Here is an 18,036-nt window from a genome sequence, read left to right as displayed (position 1 = left end):
ATGCGTAGAGGCAAATGCGGGCATCCGAGGAACGCAAATGGACGATTATGAAAGATACGCCACCGGGCTGCTGATTGTATTCGGCGCGCTCATCATCGGCGGTTTGATGGCGGTCAACATTACCGTCGGGGATAAGCCCGGCTTCCTCTTCGCCTTGGGCGCGGCCATCGTTGCGTGGGGTTCGGCTTTCGCGGTGCTGTTCGATCGTCCGCGCATCTATGGCCTGATGATTGCCGCCGCGGTCGCGCTGGTCGGCGCCTCCATCGCCGCCTATGTCATGTAAGAAATCATCCTATAAACCCTCCGCGTGTTGACACGGGACTGCCGGGCGTTCCTAATGGTTCTATCGAGGTCCTTCGAGTCGGCCCGAGCATGATCCCGAAAAGCTGCAGGCTTTTCGGAGAAGGTCACGGGCTTAAGACCGACCGAGGGCTAAGAGGGAAGCCGGTGCGCATCTTAGACAAGATGCAAGGCCGGCGCTGCCCCCGCAACTGTAAGCGGCGAGCTGCTGTCATTCAACGCCACTGGTCTTGAGAACCGGGAAGGCCGACAGTCGCATTGACCCGTGAGCCAGGAGACCTGCCTCGATGCAAGGGATGTGAAGCATCCCGTGAATAGCTCAACGGGCGGGGTGTCCCGGTGCATCGCTTGGCAATGGATGGCGCAAGGCCACCTGTTCCCTTTCGTGCGCGCTCGAATATCCCCGTCACCATCATCGGGGTTTTTGATGCCGACTGCCGAACTTGCCGCCCAGACCATCGCTAGACGCCGCGCCGCCTCGCAATGCACGCCTGAGGAAATTTTTATCGCATGGCTCCTATGGCTCCCCAAGGAAGCCGACATGGCAGAAGCCGCCGCCGAGGAAATCCGCAAGCTCGACCGCTATCAAGGCGCGCTCGCCGGCCCGCGTCGCTTGCGCGAGATGTTTGTTGCGCTGGTCGCGACGCTCGAAATCGCCCTTCATTGACATAAAGATATCTTTATGTCATTAAATCTGCTCGCCCATCCCCTTGGCTGGCAGAGCAGGTATTTGTTTTATGAATTCCATTGACGATCTCTTCGGTGCGCAAGCGCCGAGGCGGGACGGTTCCGAGGTTCTGGCGGCGCTGACGAAGGCGGCGCGGGAGCGAATCCTTATCCTCGACGGCGCGATGGGAACGCAGATCCAGGGGCTTGGCTTCCACGAGGAGCATTTCCGTGGCGAACGCTTCGCCGCCTGCGATTGCCAGCTGCAGGGCAACAACGATCTGCTGACGCTCACCCAGCCGGCGGCGATCGAGGAAATCCATTATGCTTATGCCATGGCGGGAGCGGATATCCTCGAAACCAATACCTTTTCCTCCACCTCCATCGCGCAGGCCGATTACGGTATGGAGGCGATGGTCTATGATTTGAACCGCGACGGCGCGCGCCTTGCCCGCCGCGCCGCCTTGCGTGCCGAACAGGCCGATGGCCGCCGCCGCTTCGTAGCTGGAGCGCTGGGACCGACCAACCGCACCGCCTCCATCTCGCCCGACGTCAACAATCCGGGCTATCGCGCCGTCACCTTCGACGACCTCAGGGTTGCTTACGCAGAGCAGGTGAGGGGCCTCATCGATGGCGGTGCCGACATCATCCTGATCGAGACGATCTTTGATACGCTGAATGCGAAGGCGGCGGTTTTCGCGACGCAGGAGGTCTTTGCGGAAAAAGATATCCATCTGCCGGTGATGATATCAGGCACGATCACTGACCTCTCGGGCCGCACGCTTTCCGGCCAGACGCCGACCGCCTTCTGGTATTCGCTGCGCCATGCCCGGCCCTTCACCATCGGTCTTAATTGCGCGCTCGGCGCAAACGCCATGCGCGCCCATCTGGCGGAGATATCGGGCATCGCCGATACCTTCGTCTGCGCCTACCCGAATGCGGGTCTGCCCAATGAATTCGGCCAGTATGACGAAAGCCCGGAGGCGATGGCCGCCCAGATCGAGGACTTCGCCCGCGAGGGGCTGGTCAATATCGTCGGCGGCTGCTGTGGCTCGACGCCTGACCATATCCGCGCCATCGCCAAGGCCGTTGCGGGTCACAAGCCGCGCGTCGTGCCGCAGGCTGAGCCGCTGATGAGGCTGTCCGGGCTGGAGCCGTTCACGCTGACGAAGGATATCCCCTTCGTCAATGTCGGTGAGCGCACCAATGTCACCGGCTCGGCGAAGTTCCGCAAGCTGATCACGGCGGGCGACTATGCCGGCGCGCTCGACGTCGCGCGCGACCAGGTGGAGAACGGCGCGCAGATCATCGACGTCAACATGGACGAGGGGCTTATCGATTCGGCTAGGGCGATGACCGAGTTCCTCAATCTCATTGCCGCCGAGCCTGACATCGCCCGCGTGCCCGTCATGATCGATTCCTCCAAATGGGAGGTGATCGAGGCGGGGCTCAAATGCGTGCAGGGCAAGCCGGTGGTCAACTCCATCTCGATGAAGGAGGGCGAGGAAGCCTTCCTGCATCATGCGCGGCTCTGCCGGGCCTATGGCGCCGCCGTCGTCATCATGGCCTTCGATGAGCAGGGGCAGGCGGACACGCAAGCGCGCAAGGTCGAAATCTGCACCCGCGCCTACAAGCTTCTGACCGAGAAGGTCGGCTTCCCGCCGGAAGACATCATCTTCGACCCGAATATCTTCGCGGTTGCCACCGGAATTGAGGAACACAACAATTACGGCGTCGATTTCATCGAGGCCACGCGTGAGATCATCCGCACCCTGCCGCATGTCCATGTGTCCGGCGGCGTATCCAATCTCTCCTTCTCCTTCCGCGGCAATGAGCCGGTGCGCGAGGCGATGCATGCCGTCTTCCTCTACCACGCCATCCAGGCGGGCATGGATATGGGTATCGTCAATGCCGGGCAGCTGGCGGTGTATGAATCGATCGAACCGGGATTGCGCGAGGCGTGTGAGGATGTGGTGCGGAACCGCCGCCCCGACGCGACCGAGCGCCTTCTGGAACTCGCCGAGCGCTTCAAGGGCGCGGCGGGCAAGGAAGCCCGGGAGCGCGATCTTTCATGGCGCGAATGGCCGGTGGAAAAGCGGCTGGAGCATGCGCTCGTCAACGGCATCACCGAATATATCGAGGCAGACACCGAGGAAGCGCGGCAAAAGGCGGAACGTCCCCTGCATGTCATCGAAGGCCCGCTGATGGCCGGCATGAATGTGGTGGGCGATCTCTTCGGCTCCGGCAAGATGTTCCTGCCGCAGGTGGTGAAATCCGCCCGCGTCATGAAGCAGGCCGTGGCCGTGCTCCTGCCCTATATGGAAGAGGAAAAGCGCCTGAACGGCGATGCGTCCGGACGCCAAAGCGCCGGCAAGGTGCTGATGGCGACCGTCAAGGGCGATGTCCACGATATCGGCAAGAACATTGTCGGCGTCGTGCTCGCCTGCAACAATTACGAGATCATCGATCTCGGCGTCATGGTCCCGGCGCAGAAGATTCTTGAAACGGCGCGCGCCGAAAAAGTCGATATCATCGGCCTCTCGGGGCTCATCACCCCATCGCTCGATGAGATGGCGCATGTCGCCGCCGAAATGGAGCGCGAGGGCTTTGATATCCCGCTGCTCATCGGTGGCGCCACGACGAGCCGGGTGCATACGGCGGTAAAAATCCACCCGCGCTATGAACGCGGCCAGGCGGTCTATGTGGTGGATGCGAGCCGCGCCGTCGGTGTTGTTTCCAGCCTGTTGTCCCCGGAAGGAAGGCAAGCCTATATCGACGGTGTGCGCGCCGAATATGCCAAGGTGGCCGCCGCCCACGCCCGCAACGAGGCGGAGAAGCAGCGTCTGCCGCTCGCCCGCGCCCGCGCCAATTCCCATAAGATCGATTGGGACGCCTACACCCCGCCAAAGCCCAGCTTCCTTGGAACCCGCACTTTCGACGGCTGGGACCTGGGGGAGCTCTCCCGCTATATCGACTGGACACCCTTCTTCCAGACATGGGAACTGAAAGGCCGCTTCCCGGCGATCCTCGAGGATGAAAAGCAGGGCGAGGCGGCGCGCCAGCTTTATGCCGATGCGCAAGCGATGCTGAAGAAGATCATCGACGAGAAATGGTTCCGCCCGCGCGCCGTCATCGGCTTCTGGCCGGCCAACAACGTCGGCGACGATATCAGGCTCTTCACGGATGAGAGCCGCAAGCAGGAGCTTGCCACCTTCTTCACCCTCCGCCAGCAGCTCTCCCGTCGCGGCGACAAGCCGAACCTCGCGCTTTCCGATTTCGTCGCACCGCTCGGGAGCAAGCCGGACTATCTCGGCGGCTTCGTGGTGACGGCGGGCATCGAGGAGGTAGCGATTGCCGAGCGCTTCGAGCGCGCCAATGACGATTATTCCTCGATCCTCGTGAAAGCGCTGGCCGACCGCTTCGCCGAAGCCTTCGCCGAACGCATGCATGAGCGCGTGCGCAAGGAGTTCTGGGGCTATGCGCCCGATGAAAACCGGACGAGCGACGAACTGATCGCCGAGACCTACCGCGGCATTCGCCCCGCGCCGGGCTATCCCGCGCAACCCGACCATACCGAGAAAGCGACGCTCTTCCGCCTGCTCGACGCGGAAAGGACGGCGGGAGTCGAGCTGACCGAGGGCTATTCCATGTGGCCCGGCTCATCCGTCTCGGGCCTCTATTTCTCCCATCCGGAAAGCTACTATTTCGGTGTCGCCAAGGTCGAGCGCGACCAGGTGGAGGACTACGCCGCCCGCAAGGGCATGAGTGTGGAGGAAGTCGAGCGCTGGCTTGGACCGATCCTCAACTATATACCCGGCGGGGCTAACCCTTCTGTGGAGGCGGCGGAGTGAAGCTCGCGATTTCGTGAGCAGTACATTACCGCGATTTAATCCGGCCATTCATGTTCCATTCACGGGTCAGGGACGATGGTGGGCGTGTGAGATTCACCTGCCCAACCAACAAGGAATCAAGATGAAAAATCTTGTCATCGCCGTCACCGCGCTTTCGATCCTCGCTCCCACGGCGGCCTTCGCCCAGTACCAGCCGCCGCGCCATGGTTATGAGCAGCGGGTCGAGAAATCATGGGGCAAGCGCCATGACGACCGCCGCGACATGCGTCGCCATGACGACCGGCGTGAGCGCTGGACGCGGGGCCGGGAACTGCCGCGCAGCTATCGCGGCAATGTCGTGCGCGACTACAGCCGCTATCACCTGCGCAAGCCGCCGCGCGGGCAGCATTGGGTGCGGGTCGGCAACGACTATATGCTCATCAGCATCGCCAGCGGCATCATCGGCGCGATCGTTGCGGGACGGTAAGCATTCCATTGCCTCCTGCCAAAAGAAAGCGGCTCTCCGGGGCCGCTTTTTTGCACCAGAATCACGCGGCCTGCCGCCATGTGACGCTGAGACGTTTCATCAAGGACAGGGCATCCGCCGGCGCGCGCACCTTCATGTCATTATCGAAGTAAACATAGACGTCCCGCCCCTTGGCGAGCGGCCTGGTCGGCGCCATCACCCGCTCGACATCCTCAGGCTCGCGGCCTTCCGCCCAGGCGCGTATCCGCCCCGCCCAGCGGTCGAGTGACCTACCGTCGTAGCCGCTCGCATAGAGCTCCTCCGAGCCATGCAGGCGGCAATAGACGAAGTACGCAGTGAGATCCATCAAGAGCGGCCATTCCACCGTGTCGGCGACGACAAGCCCCACTTTATGGCGACGCAGGAGCGCGATGAACTCCGGCGAGCGGAAGCTGTCGTGGCGGATTTCCACGGCATGACGAAGCGGCCGGGTTGCATCGCTCTCCGTAAACGCGCGCCCTTCAAGCCGCGCATCATGCCGCCGCGCAAGGGCGGAAGCCTCATCGGTGTCATGGGGCAGTAGGGCGAGGAAGGCGTCGAACAATTCCGGATCGAATTTCAGGCTTGGCGGAAACTTCCAGAGGATCGGCCCGAGCTTCGGCCCAAGCCGCAGAAGGCCCGAGGCCAGAAAATTTGCCAGCGGCGTCTCCACGTCCCTCAACCGCCGCAGATGGGTGATGTAGCGCGAGCCCTTGATGGCGAAGACGAAATCGTCAGGCGTCGCCTTGCTCCAGCGGGCAAAGCTCTCGGGCCGCTGCAACCCATAGAACGTGCCGTTGACTTCGATCGAGGGAAACTGCTCCGCCGCATAGGCAAGCTCCTGCCGCTGCGGCAGCCCTTCCGGATAGAACACCCCGTGCCAGCGCGCATAGGTCCATCCCGATATGCCGATGCGGATCGTGCCTGTCCTCGCCATGGATTTCGCCTGTGTCTGAGCGGTTCGATGACGGAACGTTGGTTGCGTGGCTATCGTTCCCATGATGGCATGAAGCCGGGGTTCCTGACCCGCCGGCATCGACGATTTGTTGGCATGGTCCCATATCTGTGATAGGTTACATGTAACCTTTCTTTGAAGGAGAAAGCCATGCCCTCTCCATCCAAGACCCGGTCTTCGCGCGTGAAGGTGCGAGCACATCGCGCTCGCCTGCGGGCTCAAGGCTTGCGTCCGATCCAGATATGGGTGCCAGACGTGCGTACGCCAGCCTTCAAAGCTAAGGCGCACCGTCAATCGCTCGCCGTCGCAGCTAGCGCGAAGGCCGACGCGGATCAGGCATTTATCGATGCCATATCCGATTGGGGCAATGAATGAAGCGCGGGGAGATATGGACGGCCGCAGGAGGCAAAGCCTATGCAGGCAAGCCTCGTCCTGTGGTAATTGTCCAAGATGACAGTTTCGACGCGATGGACTCCATCACCATTTGCGCCTTCACGTCGGATGAAACGGTAGCCCCGTTATTCCGGCTTCCCATAGAACCGAATGAACGCAACAACCTGCGTACAATGTCCCACCTGATGGTCGATAAGGTTACGACCGTCCCGAAAGCTAAAATAGGCAGCCTGGTCGGACGGCTGGATGATGAGGATATAGTGCGCCTCAACCAGTCAATGATGGTATTTCTTGGTTTGGCCACGGGGCCGAAAACAAAAAGAGCAGTTTGATCAAACATAAAAATCAAGGAAATCAATGGTGTGGCGGAGAGAGCGGGATTCGAACCCGCGATACGGTTTCCCGTATACACACTTTCCAGGCGTGCGCCTTCAACCACTCGGCCACCTCTCCGTTCGTCCGTTTTGCCCAAGATGGGTGGCGAAACGGATAAACAAATGCACCGGAGAATCCTGTAACGCTGGTTAGGCGTCTACCATCCGGTGCGGCGCGCACTATAGCCAGAATGAGGCCGGGTTCAACCGCTATTTCACGTGAATCTGAAAAGAATTCGAAACCATGCGTCCGTGATTGCGCCCCGCCTTGCCGCGCTCTAAATTCAGCAGGCTCCGGAACATTCGTAGAGTGACACATCCATGCTGCGTTTCCTGTCTCGCGTACTCGCCGTTACGTCCCTTGCGCTCGCCGTCATCTGTGCCGTGCTCGACGCCGCCCGCTCCGTCGGCGCGGGAAAAATAGTCGCCACGCCGCTCCATGACATCTGGTCCGCCGCATCGCCGCAGACGCTGGCCGATGCACAAATGCTGGTGACGCATTACATAAGCCCCATGGCGTGGGACCCGGCGCTCATCTGGGTGCTGCAGCAGCCGGCCTGGCTGATCCTAGTGGTGCTGGCGCTGTTGTTTCATGTCCTGACCTATCGCCGCCAAGCCCGGTTCGGCTATGTGGTCGCAGACTCATAGGAGAAGCCCGATGACCCTGATGGAAAAACTGACGAAAAAGGTCCAGATGCCCGCCCCGGAAGAGGCGCTGCCGGGCCGTGCGGAGCCGATTCCCACCGCGAGCACTCATTTCATCACCGGCCGTCCGCTCAAAGGGCCATGGCCGGACAACATGAAGAAGATCATGTTCGGCATGGGCTGCTTCTGGGGCGTGGAGCGGCTGTTCTGGCGCATGCCGGGCGTGCATGCCACTGCGGCGGGCTATGCCGGCGGCATCACGCCCAATCCCACCTATGAGGAAACCTGCACCGGCCTGACCGGACATACGGAAGTGGTGCTGGTGGTTTACGACCCCGCCATCATAAGCCTCGCCGATCTTTTGAAGGCCTTCTGGGAAGAGCATGACCCGACGCAGGGCATGCGCCAGGGCGCGGACATCGGCACGACCTACCGCTCCGCCATCTACACCTTCTCGCCTGATGACCGGGAGGCTGCGCAGGCGAGCCGCGAAGCCTATCAGAAGGCGCTGGACGCGAAGGGACTTGGCCCCATCACCACGGAAATCCGCGATGCGCCGGAATTCTACTACGCCGAGGACTACCACCAGCAATATCTGGCCAAGAACCCCGGCGGCTATTGCGGCCTCAAGGGCACCGGCGTCGTCTGCATCGCATAGTTATGGGTTTCCGGGAAGGATGATGGGATCTGTGGGATTTTCCACAGCATCGAGATTCCACGTGAAATTTTTGCGACACCATGCCAGATAGTGGGCCAAGTGTGCGGGTGGGTTCTGCGCGCTATATTGGCTATGTGTGAAGAGTGATCCAGAGGGTTGAAACAATGAAACAATTTATCACGGGCCTGATGGCCGCGACTGTCCTTTCCGTCGGCGGTATGGCAAGCGCCTTCGCGGCGGATGAAAAGCCGGCCGTCATCTATGATCTCGGCGGAAAATTCGACAAATCCTTCAACGAGGCGGCTTATCTCGGCGCAGAAAAATACAAGGCCGACACGGGCATCGCCTATCGCGAATTCGAAATCCAGAACGAGGCGCAGCGCGAGCAGGCCTTGCGCAAATTCGCGCAGGATGGAAACTCGCCGGTCGTCATCGCCGGTTTCTCCGCGACCGCTGCCATCGAGAAGGTGGCGGATGAATTCCCGGACACCAAATTCGTCATCATCGACGCCGTCGTTGAAAAGCCGAATGTCCGCTCGGTCGTCTTCAAGGATGAGGAAGGCTCTTATCTCGTCGGTCTCCTCGGCGCCATGGCGTCGAAGACCGGCACGGTCGGCTTTGTCGGCGGCATGGATGTGCCTCTGATCCGTAAATTCGCCTGCGGTTATGTCGGCGGCGTCAAGGCCACCAACAAGGATGCCAAGATCATCCAGAACATGACGGGCGACACGCCCTCCGCGTGGAACGATCCGGCCAAGGGCGCGGAGATCGCCAAGTCGCAAATGGACCAGGGCGCAGATGTCATCTATCATGCCGCCGGCGGCACGGGCATCGGCGTTCTCCAGGCGGTTGCCGACGCGGGAAAGCTTGGCATTGGCGTCGATTCCAACCAGAACAGCCTGCATCCCGGCCATGTGCTGACCTCTATGGTCAAGCGCGTCGACGTCGCCGTCTATAACGCCTTCAAGGACGTCGCCGACAACAAGTTCACCAGCGGCGTCCAGGTTCTGGGCCTCAAGGAAAACGGCGTCGACTATGCGGTCGACAAGGACAATGAAAAACTGATCAGCCCGGAAATGAAGCAGGCCGCCGAAGCCGCCAAGGCCGACATCATCGCCGGCAAGATCAAGGTCCACGACTATATGACGGACAACAAGTGCCCGTATTGATGGGGTAGCTTGCACGTTGAATGCGAAACCGCCGGGTGATGAGCCCGGCGGTTTTGTTTAGGGCATGTTTTGATTGCGGCGCCAAGCGCCCTCGCTCTTCGAGGCCCTTTCCGGTCAGAGATAGGAGAGTTCTCAAAGCTGTAGAGACTTGCTCATGATGGACAACTCTTCACCGCCATCCGTGAAGCGTTCCTGAATTTCCCAGCCCATTCGGTGATAGTATTGCGGTTTGGCGGTATAGAGATAGGCTTCTTGAAAACCCAACTCGCGAGCCGCGCGTTCAATCGCAGCCAGTAATTCCCGACCCACGCCGCGCCCACGAAAATCCGGTTGCACCAGAACGCTGGCAACCCAAGGCTTGAGATGCTGGTGGCTGGACAGATCGCAATCGATCAGCAGGACCATGCCGCACGGTGTCCCGTCCAGTTGCGCCACCAGCGCCTCCTGCTTATCGCCGGCAATAATTTGTTCCAGACCTGCCACCGTCTCGTCGAGGCTACGTCCAGCCTGCCTTCCCCATTGGTCGTAATTCCAGCGAGCGCATGTGGGGATCAGTTCGGGACGCTGACCCAATGCTTCGATCTTGATCATTTCTTGCTCACCAATGCGGCGGCTTCGTCACCGGCACATCCGGCGCGGCCTGTTCTTCCAGCACGAGGAACCTGTCGGTCAGCGCGTCGAGCTTCTTGCGCAAGGCCTCGATGGTTTTCCACTGCTCGGCGATCTCGCCTGAAAGCTCCTCGATGGTCTTGTCCTGTTCGGCCACGCGGATTTCCAGTTCCGTCAGCCGCTCCGCATCCGATCCGTTCATCATCGCTCCTGTCGCATCGTCAAGGACCGACTCTGCCAGAGACGGCCCTGTGAATCCACCGCTTGTACGGTTTTCAGGAGTCTTTAATGTTGACACGGGCCGTATCCTTGGATGATGCAGCCCTGTTCAAAAGTTACCCATGGATGGGGAAATGGCGGAAGCTGCAATCGAACTCATCGGCATCGACAAGCGCTTCGGGTTGGTTCATGCCAACCGCGATATTCATCTGCGCATCGAACGCGGCACCGTTCACGGCATCATCGGCGAGAATGGCGCGGGTAAGTCGACGCTGATGTCGATCCTCTACGGCTTCTACCAGGCCGACCGTGGCGAGATCCGCGTCAACGGCAAAAAGGTCGCGATCACCGATCCCAATGCGGCCATCGCAGCGGGCATCGGTATGGTGCATCAGCATTTCATGCTGGTGGAGAATTTCACCGTGCTGGAAAATGTCATGCTCGGCGTCGAGGGCGCGCCGCTGCTGGCCAAGGGCATTGCCAAGGTGCGCGCAGAGCTGCGGCGGCTGGAGCAGGAATATGGCCTCGAGGTGGACCCCGACGCGCTGATCGAGGATTTGCCGCTTGGGCTGCAGCAGCGGGTGGAAATTCTGAAGGCGCTCTATCGCGGCGCGGACATATTGATCCTTGACGAGCCGACCGGCGTGCTGACGCCTGCCGAGGCCGATCATCTCTTCCGCATCTTGAAGCAGCTGAAGGAGCAGGGGAAAACCATCGTTCTCATCACGCATAAGTTGCGCGAGATCAAGGCCGTCACGGACAATGTTTCAGTCATGCGGCGCGGCGAGATTGTCGCCACGCTCCCGACGGCGCAGGCGAGCGTCGAGGAACTCGCCGAACTAATGGTCGGGCGGCGCGTGCTCCTGCGCGTCAACAAGGCGGAGGCGAAGCCCGGCGCGGTCAAGCTCGCCGTCGAAAATCTGAGCGTCCGCGACAACCGGGACAGCCTCGCCGTCGAGAATGTTTCCTTCAATGTGCGCGCGGGCGAGATCGTCGGCATAGCCGGCGTTGCGGGCAATGGTCAGTCGGAACTGATCGAGGCGATTGCCGGCATCCGCCGCGCGGTTTCGGGCAAGGTCCTGCTCGACGGCCAGCCGGTCGATGTCACCGGCAAGGCCAATCCCGCCGAGCTCCGGCGTCGCGGGCTCGCCCATGTTCCTGAAGATCGCCATCATATGGGCCTGGTGCTTCCCTTCGAGGAAAGCGAGAACGCTATTCTGGGCTATCACGACGACCCGCGCTATCTGAAAGGGCCGTTCCTCAACATCGAGGCGATCCGCGCGGATGCAGCGGCGAAGATTGGCCAATACGATATCCGCCCCGCCGACACACGGCTCAAGACCGCCAATTTCTCCGGCGGCAACCAGCAAAAGATCGTGCTTGCCCGTGAGATCGAGCGCGACCCACCCGTCCTGATCGTCGCGCAGCCGACGCGCGGCGTCGATGTCGGCGCCATCGAGTTCATCCACCGCCGTATCATCGAGATGCGCGACGCGGGCAAGGCGGTGCTGCTCGTTTCCGTCGAGCTCGACGAGATCCGTTCGCTTTCCGACCGCATCCTGGTGATGTTCGCGGGCCGCGTCGTCGGTGAATGCGGACCGGAGGCAAGCGAAGGCGAAATCGGCCTGCTGATGGCGGGCGTGGAAAACAAGAAAGCGGCTGAGTAATGACGCAGACACAGGCACTCATCATCATCGACGTGCAGAAGGCGATCGATGATCCCAAATGGGGCCGGCGCGGCCAGCCCGAAGCGGAAGCCGCCATGGCGCGCCTGATCGCCGCCTGGCGCGAGCGCCGCCTGCCGGTGATTCACATCCGTCATGATTCCACCGTTCCGGACTCGCCCTATCGCCCCGGCACCGATGGCAATGAATTCAAGGCGGAAGTCGCGCCGCAGATGGGCGAGCCTGTCGTGGACAAGCGCACCAACAACGCCTTCGTCGGCACGGATTTGATGGACGTGCTCGACGAATTGCAGGTCGGCCGCCTGGTCGTTGCGGGCGTTCTCCTCGAAAACTCCGTCGACGCCACGGTGCGCATGGCCGCAAATCTTGGCTTTGAGGTCACCATTGCTGAGGACGCGGTGGCGAGTATCGACCGCAAGGACCGTAACGGCCGAACATGGACGGCGGAGGAGGTCCACGCGCTGACGCTCTCCATTCTCGATGGCGAGTATGCCCGCATCTCCACCGCGCAAGCCATCATCGAGGCGCTGCCATGAGCCAACCCTTTGCCAAACTCCCCGCCTGGGCGGATTACGGGCTAATTCCGCTCATCAACCTGACGGTCGCCTTTCTCGTCGCCGGGCTTGTCGTGCTGCTCGTCGGGGAGAACCCGCTGCAGGCGGCGGCGCTGATGGTCAAGGGCGCGTTCGGCTCGGGCGAGGGCATCGGCTACACGCTCTACTATGCGACCAATTTCATCTTCACCGGCCTTTGCGTGGCGGTCGCCTTCCATTGCGGCCTGTTCAATATCGGCGGCGAGGGGCAGGCCTATATTGGCGGCCTCGGCGTTTCGCTCGTCTGCCTCGCCTTCGGAAATATGCTGCCCTGGTGGCTGACCTTTCCGCTCGCCATCCTGGGCGCGGCTCTGGCCGGCGCGCTCTGGGCGCTGATCCCGGCATGGCTGCAGGCGCGGCGCGGCTCGCATATCGTCATCACGACGATCATGTTCAATTTCATCGCCGCCAGCCTCATGGTCTATCTGCTGGTCGGCGCGCTGAAACCGGCGGCATCCCAGGCGCCCGAAACCGCCGTCTTCGGCCCCGGCGGGCAATTGCCGCAGCTGGGCTGGCTGCTCCAGATCTTCGGCCTCCAGGTGCGCTCCGCGCCGTTCAACGTTTCCTTCCTGCTGGCGCTGCTCTCGGCCTTTCTCGTCTGGGTGCTGATCTGGCGCACTAGGCTCGGCTATGAAATTCGCACCATGGGCTTCAGCCCTCGCGCAGCCGATTATGCCGGTATCAGCCAGGCGAAGATCATCGTCATCACCATGATGATATCGGGCGCGCTGGCGGGTATGATGGCATTGAACCCGGTCATGGGCGCTCAGCATCGCATGCAGCTCGATTTCGTCTCCGGCGCGGGCTTCGTCGGCATCGCCGTGGCGCTGATGGGGCGGTCGCATCCGGTCGGCATCGTCCTTGCCGCCATCCTGTTCGGCATGCTCTATCAGGGCGGCGCGGAAATCGCCTTCGACATGCCCAACATCTCGCGCGACATGATCGTCATCATCCAAGGGCTGGTGATCCTCTTTGCGGGAGCGCTCGAGCATATGTTCCGCCCCGCCATCCAGCGGCTGTTCGGACGCATCGGCGGCTCGGCTTTACGCGCCGCGCCCATCGCCACGGGGGAGAGCCATTGATGGACGCTTACGTCACGCTCATCCAGCTCCTGGATTCCACCGTCCGCCTGACCGTGCCGCTGCTCTTCGCCTGCCTCGCCGGGCTTTATTCCGAGCGTGCGGGCATTTTTGACATCGGCCTTGAGGGCAAGATGCTGGCAGGCGCCTTCGCCGCCGGAACGGTCGCCTATATCACCGGCTCGGCCTATACGGGCTTGCTTGCCGCAATCCTCGTCTCGGTGCTGCTGGGCCTCGTGCATGGCTTCGCCTCGATCACCCATCGCGGCAACCAGATCGTCTCCGGCGTCGCCATCAATTTCATCGCGGCGGGCACGACGGTCATCCTCGGGCAGGCATGGTTCCGGCAGGGCGGTCGCACGCCTGCACTGCCGGCCGAGGCGCGTTTCGGCGCGCTGCAATTGCCGGGCGCTGAGGCGCTGAAAGACGTACCTGTTATCGGCTATGTCTATTTCGAGCTTCTGTCCGGCCATTCGCTTTTGACCTATCTCGCCTTCCTGATGGTGCCGTTCACCTGGTGGGTGCTTTACCGCACGCGCTTTGGCCTCCGCCTGAGGGCGGTGGGTGAGAACCCGGCGGCGGTGGATACGGCGGGCATCTCCGTGCCATGGCTGCGCTATCGCGCGGTGATCTGCTGCGGCATTCTCTGCGGCCTCGCGGGCTCTTATCTGGCGCAGGCGCAGGGCGCTGGCTTCGTCAAGGACATGACGGCGGGCAAGGGCTATATCGCGCTCGCCGCGCTGATCTTCGCCAAATGGCGACCGGTCAATGCCATGTTCGCCTGCCTCCTCTTCGGCTTCCTCGACGCGCTGGCGATCCGCATGCAGGGCAGCCCGCTGCCCCTCATCGGCCATGTTCCGGCGCAGTTCATGCAGGCGCTGCCTTATGTGCTGACCGTGGTGCTGCTGGCGGGCTTCATCGGCAAGGCCATCCCGCCCAGAGCCGGCGGCGTGCCCTATGTGAAGGAACGATAATCATGTCTAGCGATCTGTTCGATGCCGCCTATGCCGCAATGCAGAAATGCCATGCGCCCTATTCGAAATTTCCTGTTGGAGCGGCATTGCGTACGAAGGATGGGCGCATCTATTCCGGCTGCAATGTCGAGGTGATTTCCTTCCCGGAAGGCTGGTGCGCGGAGACGACCGCGCTCTCGCACTTCGTCATGGGAGGGGGCGGCGAGATATCCGAAATCCTCGTCGTCGCCGAGAAGCTGGAGAAATGTTCGCCCTGCGGCGGCTGCCGCCAGCGTCTTGCCGAATTCGCCGGGCCGGACACGCCGCTGCATCTGTGCGATAACAGCGGCGTGGTGGAAACCGTACGGCTGGGGGATTTGCTGCCGCGCGGTTTCAAGACGGATGTGATCGGGGGATAAGATAGATGAACGAAGCCGCCAGCCGCATCGCCGCGAGGTTTACAGAAGCGAAACTCGCGCCCACACTCGCCATCGTGCTGGGCTCGGGGCTTGGCCCTCTGGTGGACGTGGTGGAAGATGCCGTGCGCTTACCATACGCGGACCTTCCCGGCTTTCCGGCAAGCGGAGTTTCAGGCCATGCGGGAGAACTGGTAGCGGGGAGGGTATCCGGCAAGCCGGTCATCATCCTCGCGGGCCGCGCCCATTATTACGAACACGGCAACCCCGCCATCATGCGCCCGGCCCTGGAGACGCTGAAAAGCCTCGGCGTCGAAACGCTGATCCTCACCAATGCCGCCGGTTCCGTGCGGGAGGACCTCGCTCCCGGCAGCGTCATGCTGATCGACGATCACATCAACTATTCCGGCATGAACCCGCTGATCGGCGAGCCCTCGGATGCGCGTTTCGTCGGCATGACATCTGCCTATGATACCGAACTGAAACACGCCCTCGAGACAGCCGCCGCCAAAGCGGGCGAGGCGCTTTCGAGGGGCGTCTATATGTGGTTCTCCGGCCCCTCCTTCGAGACCCCGGCCGAGATCCGTATGGCGCGAGTGCTGGGCGCGGATGCGGTCGGCATGTCCACCGTGCCGGAGGTGATTCTTGCACGGTTCCTGGCCTTGCGTGTCGCCGCCTGTTCGGTCATCACCAACTACGGCGCGGGCATGACGGGAGCCGAACTGTCGCATCAGGAAACGAAGGACATGGCGCCCATCGGGGGCAAGCGCCTGCAAACGATTCTGGAACATTTTTTGGCCGCATGATCTTATCCGAACGTTAAGCAAATTTTCGGGATCATGCTCAGTGGGAGACATAGCATGAATGCAGCCGACCGCAGAACTCTGGCGCTTCGCGTCCTGCCCCTGATCGACCTGACCGATCTGGACGAGAATTCCACCGCGCAGGCGGTGGCGGAACTGAGCGCCCGGGCGATCACCCCGCATGGGTCCACGGCGGCGATCTGCATCTGGCCGCGCTTTGTCGAGACGGGCAAGGCGCTGCTCCACGGCACCGGTGTGCGGGTCGCGACGGTGGTGAATTTCCCCCATGGCGGCACCGATATCGACGAGGTGGTGGCCGAAACGGAGCAGGCGATCAAGGACGGGGCGGACGAGATCGACCTCGTGCTGCCCTACCGCGATTTCGCCGCCAATGGCGCGGCTATCTCCCGGCAGATGATCCGGTCGGTCAAGAAGTTCTGTGGCCGCAAGGTGAAGCTAAAGATCATCCTCGAGACAGGTAAGCTCGCCGATGAAGCCCTGATCGAGACGGCGTCGGAAGTGGCGCTGGAAGAGGGGGCGGATTTCATCAAGACCTCCACCGGCAAGGTTGAGGTCAATGCCACGCCCGCCGCACTGCGCATCATGCTGGAGGCGATCCGTGAGTCCGGCCGCGACGCCGGGGTCAAGCCCGCCGGCGGCATCCGCACGCTGGAGGATGCCGCTCTATACCTCGACTTCGCCGATGAGATCATGGGCGAAGGTTGGGTGAAGCCCGAGACCTTCCGTTTCGGCGCATCGAAGCTGCTCGATGACGTGCTCGCCGCCCTGGGCGGCAGCGGCAGCGCCTCGACCTCAGGCTATTAATCCATGCTGCCGCAGGAGATCATCCGCGCCAAGCGCGACGGCAGGACCCTACCCCCGCAGGAGATTGCCTTCTTTGCCCGCAGCATAGCGACCGGTGCGGTCAGCGAAGGACAAATCGCCGCCTTCGCCATGGCGGTTTTCTTCAACGGCATGAGCCGTGACGAGGCGGTGGCGCTGACGCTCGCCATGCGCGATTCCGGCGACGTGCTGGACTGGTCCTCGCTTAATGGCCCTGTGGTGGACAAGCATTCGACCGGCGGCGTCGGCGACAATGTTTCTCTGATGCTCGCGCCCATCGTCGCCGCCTGCGGCGCCTATGTGCCGATGATTTCCGGACGCGGCTTAGGGCACACCGGCGGCACGCTCGACAAGATGGATTCGATCCCCGGCTATGTCAGTCAGCCGGACAAGGCATTGTTCGAAAAAACGGTGCGCGAGGCGGGTTGCGCCATCATCGGCCAGACCGCCAATCTCGCCCCCGCCGACAAGCGCTTCTACGCCATCCGCGACGTGACGGCGACGGTGGAATCGATCCCGCTCATCACCGCCTCCATCCTGTCGAAGAAGCTCGCTGCCGGGCTGCAAGGGCTGGTGCTCGACGTGAAGAGCGGCAACGGCGCTTTCATGGAAAAGAGCCGCGATGCCACCGCTTTGGCAGAAAGCCTCGTCGCCGTCGCCAATGGCGCGGGGCTGCCCACATCCGCGCTCCTGACCGACATGAACCAGCCGCTGGCATCAGCCGCCGGCAATGCGGTGGAAGTGAAGAACGCCGTCGATTTCCTCACCGGCGACCGGCGCGACGCGCGGCTGGAAGAGGTGACGCTGGCGCTAGTCGCCGAAATGCTCGTCACCGCAAAGCTTGCGGCCACTTCGCTCGAAGCGACGCAGAAAGCACGTGCGGCGCTGACAAGCGGCAGGGCCGCGGAAACCTTCGGGCGCATGGTGGCGCTCCTGGGCGGGCCGAGTGATTTCGTCTCCCGCCCTGCGCATTACCTCCCCGTCGCCCCGGTCATCCGCGAAGTGCCGTCGCCGCAAAAGGGCTTTGTCGGCTCCATCGAAACCCGTGCGCTGGGCCTCGCCGTTGTCGCATTGGGCGGCGGACGCACGCGGCCACAGGATGCGGTCGACCACGCCGTCGGCCTCACCGCCTTGCAGCCCATCGGCGCGGAAATGAACGCGGGCGACCCGCTCGCGCTCGTCCATGCTCGCGATGAGGCATCAGCGGAAGCAGCGGTTCGCGCCGTTCAGGCCGCGTACGGCTTCGTACCGCTGCGCCCCCGCGCTGTACGCCCGGTCAAGCGGCGGATTACGGGGTAGGCCTTTAGAGCGCGGCGCGCAATTGGTGAGGGGCATGCTGGG

At 62.2% G+C, this 18,036-nt stretch carries 20 protein-coding genes, 1 tRNA gene and 1 riboswitch; of the genes, 17 read left to right on the top strand and 4 right to left on the bottom strand.

The features are described from left to right. Positions 1–37 precede the first annotated feature (37 nt). From IEX53_RS02205 to IEX53_RS02190, 4 genes are all read left to right on the top strand, one after another. Positions 38–283, top strand: a complete 246-nt coding sequence (locus IEX53_RS02205) for a hypothetical protein (RefSeq protein WP_188820976.1) — start codon at positions 38–40, stop codon at positions 281–283. 104 nt (positions 284–387) lie between these two features. Further along, positions 388–601: riboswitch (cobalamin riboswitch) on the top strand. Positions 602–727: 126 nt separating this feature from the next. After that, positions 728–967: a hypothetical protein gene (locus IEX53_RS02200; RefSeq protein ID WP_188820974.1), complete on the top strand. Its 240-nt coding sequence runs from the start codon at positions 728–730 to the stop codon at positions 965–967. 70 nt (positions 968–1,037) lie between these two features. Next, complete coding sequence (gene metH / locus IEX53_RS02195; RefSeq protein WP_188820972.1) at positions 1,038–4,817, top strand: methionine synthase; 3,780 nt, start codon at positions 1,038–1,040, stop codon at positions 4,815–4,817. A gap of 121 nt (positions 4,818–4,938) precedes the next feature. Then, positions 4,939–5,283, top strand: a complete 345-nt coding sequence (locus tag IEX53_RS02190) for an RcnB family protein (protein ID WP_188820970.1) — start codon at positions 4,939–4,941, stop codon at positions 5,281–5,283. A gap of 61 nt (positions 5,284–5,344) precedes the next feature. Here the strand turns inward: IEX53_RS02190 and IEX53_RS02185 are convergent, their stop codons facing one another. Beyond that, the gene (locus IEX53_RS02185; protein ID WP_188820968.1) at positions 5,345–6,238 is read right to left on the bottom strand and encodes a DUF72 domain-containing protein; all 894 of its coding nucleotides are present in this window, start codon (positions 6,236–6,238) and stop codon (positions 5,345–5,347) included. Between the two features lie 168 nt (positions 6,239–6,406). On the opposite strand from IEX53_RS02185, the gene IEX53_RS02180 reads away from it, so the two are divergent. After that, positions 6,407–6,631 carry an antitoxin MazE family protein gene (locus IEX53_RS02180; protein ID WP_188820967.1) on the top strand — a complete coding sequence of 75 codons (225 nt, stop codon included), beginning with the start codon at positions 6,407–6,409 and terminating at the stop codon, positions 6,629–6,631. Then, the gene (locus tag IEX53_RS02175) at positions 6,628–6,981 is read left to right on the top strand and encodes a type II toxin-antitoxin system PemK/MazF family toxin (protein ID WP_188820965.1); all 354 of its coding nucleotides are present in this window, start codon (positions 6,628–6,630) and stop codon (positions 6,979–6,981) included. Before IEX53_RS02180 ends, IEX53_RS02175 begins: the two co-directional genes overlap by 4 nt. A gap of 31 nt (positions 6,982–7,012) precedes the next feature. Here the strand turns inward: IEX53_RS02175 and IEX53_RS02170 are convergent. Continuing rightward, positions 7,013–7,102, bottom strand: a tRNA-Ser gene (locus IEX53_RS02170). A 242-nt stretch (positions 7,103–7,344) separates the two neighbouring features. On the opposite strand from IEX53_RS02170, the gene IEX53_RS02165 reads away from it, so the two are divergent. The 3 genes from IEX53_RS02165 to IEX53_RS02155 all read left to right on the top strand — a co-directional run bounded on the left by IEX53_RS02165 (position 7,345) and on the right by IEX53_RS02155 (position 9,495). After that, a complete protein-coding gene (locus tag IEX53_RS02165; protein ID WP_188820963.1) occupies positions 7,345–7,671 on the top strand; it encodes a hypothetical protein in 327 nt (108 codons plus the stop codon). 10 nt (positions 7,672–7,681) lie between these two features. Further along, complete coding sequence (gene msrA / locus IEX53_RS02160) at positions 7,682–8,326, top strand: peptide-methionine (S)-S-oxide reductase MsrA (RefSeq protein WP_188820961.1); 645 nt, start codon at positions 7,682–7,684, stop codon at positions 8,324–8,326. 164 nt (positions 8,327–8,490) lie between these two features. Continuing rightward, complete coding sequence (locus IEX53_RS02155; protein WP_188820959.1) at positions 8,491–9,495, top strand: BMP family lipoprotein; 1,005 nt, start codon at positions 8,491–8,493, stop codon at positions 9,493–9,495. A gap of 132 nt (positions 9,496–9,627) precedes the next feature. Here IEX53_RS02155 and IEX53_RS02150 read toward each other — a convergent pair whose 3' ends face one another. Both IEX53_RS02150 and IEX53_RS02145 read right to left on the bottom strand, forming a co-directional pair. Next, complete coding sequence (locus tag IEX53_RS02150; protein ID WP_188820957.1) at positions 9,628–10,086, bottom strand: GNAT family N-acetyltransferase; 459 nt, start codon at positions 10,084–10,086, stop codon at positions 9,628–9,630. Between the two features lie 7 nt (positions 10,087–10,093). Continuing rightward, complete coding sequence (locus tag IEX53_RS02145; protein WP_188821115.1) at positions 10,094–10,306, bottom strand: SlyX family protein; 213 nt, start codon at positions 10,304–10,306, stop codon at positions 10,094–10,096. Between the two features lie 151 nt (positions 10,307–10,457). On the opposite strand from IEX53_RS02145, the gene IEX53_RS02140 reads away from it, so the two are divergent. Genes IEX53_RS02140 through deoA form a run of 8 tightly spaced genes read left to right on the top strand, consistent with a single transcriptional unit; the run spans position 10,458 to position 17,994 of the window. After that, positions 10,458–11,990 carry an ABC transporter ATP-binding protein gene (locus IEX53_RS02140; RefSeq protein WP_188820955.1) on the top strand — a complete coding sequence of 511 codons (1,533 nt, stop codon included), beginning with the start codon at positions 10,458–10,460 and terminating at the stop codon, positions 11,988–11,990. Then, the gene (locus IEX53_RS02135) at positions 11,990–12,544 is read left to right on the top strand and encodes a cysteine hydrolase family protein (protein ID WP_188820953.1); all 555 of its coding nucleotides are present in this window, start codon (positions 11,990–11,992) and stop codon (positions 12,542–12,544) included. The genes IEX53_RS02140 and IEX53_RS02135 overlap by 1 nt, the downstream gene beginning before the upstream one ends. Continuing rightward, on the top strand, positions 12,541–13,683 hold the full coding sequence (locus IEX53_RS02130; protein WP_188820952.1) for an ABC transporter permease: 1,143 nt from the start codon (positions 12,541–12,543) through the stop codon (positions 13,681–13,683). The genes IEX53_RS02135 and IEX53_RS02130 overlap by 4 nt, the downstream gene beginning before the upstream one ends. Then, a complete protein-coding gene (locus IEX53_RS02125) occupies positions 13,683–14,654 on the top strand; it encodes an ABC transporter permease (RefSeq protein ID WP_188820950.1) in 972 nt (323 codons plus the stop codon). Before IEX53_RS02130 ends, IEX53_RS02125 begins: the two co-directional genes overlap by 1 nt. A gap of 2 nt (positions 14,655–14,656) precedes the next feature. Next, the gene (locus IEX53_RS02120) at positions 14,657–15,052 is read left to right on the top strand and encodes a cytidine deaminase (protein ID WP_188820948.1); all 396 of its coding nucleotides are present in this window, start codon (positions 14,657–14,659) and stop codon (positions 15,050–15,052) included. A 5-nt stretch (positions 15,053–15,057) separates the two neighbouring features. Next, complete coding sequence (locus IEX53_RS02115) at positions 15,058–15,855, top strand: purine-nucleoside phosphorylase (RefSeq protein ID WP_188820946.1); 798 nt, start codon at positions 15,058–15,060, stop codon at positions 15,853–15,855. 54 nt (positions 15,856–15,909) lie between these two features. Beyond that, complete coding sequence (deoC, locus tag IEX53_RS02110; protein ID WP_188820943.1) at positions 15,910–16,677, top strand: deoxyribose-phosphate aldolase; 768 nt, start codon at positions 15,910–15,912, stop codon at positions 16,675–16,677. Positions 16,678–16,680: 3 nt separating this feature from the next. After that, positions 16,681–17,994: a thymidine phosphorylase gene (deoA, locus tag IEX53_RS02105; RefSeq protein ID WP_188820941.1), complete on the top strand. Its 1,314-nt coding sequence runs from the start codon at positions 16,681–16,683 to the stop codon at positions 17,992–17,994. Positions 17,995–18,036 lie beyond the last annotated feature (42 nt).

It is taken from the genome of Paramesorhizobium endophyticum (assembly GCF_014640615.1).
Classification (GTDB): Bacteria; Pseudomonadota; Alphaproteobacteria; order Rhizobiales; family Rhizobiaceae; genus Paramesorhizobium; species Paramesorhizobium endophyticum.
Note: the sequence above shows the minus strand (reverse complement) of the source record. Positions and strands in the feature narration are given on the sequence as shown.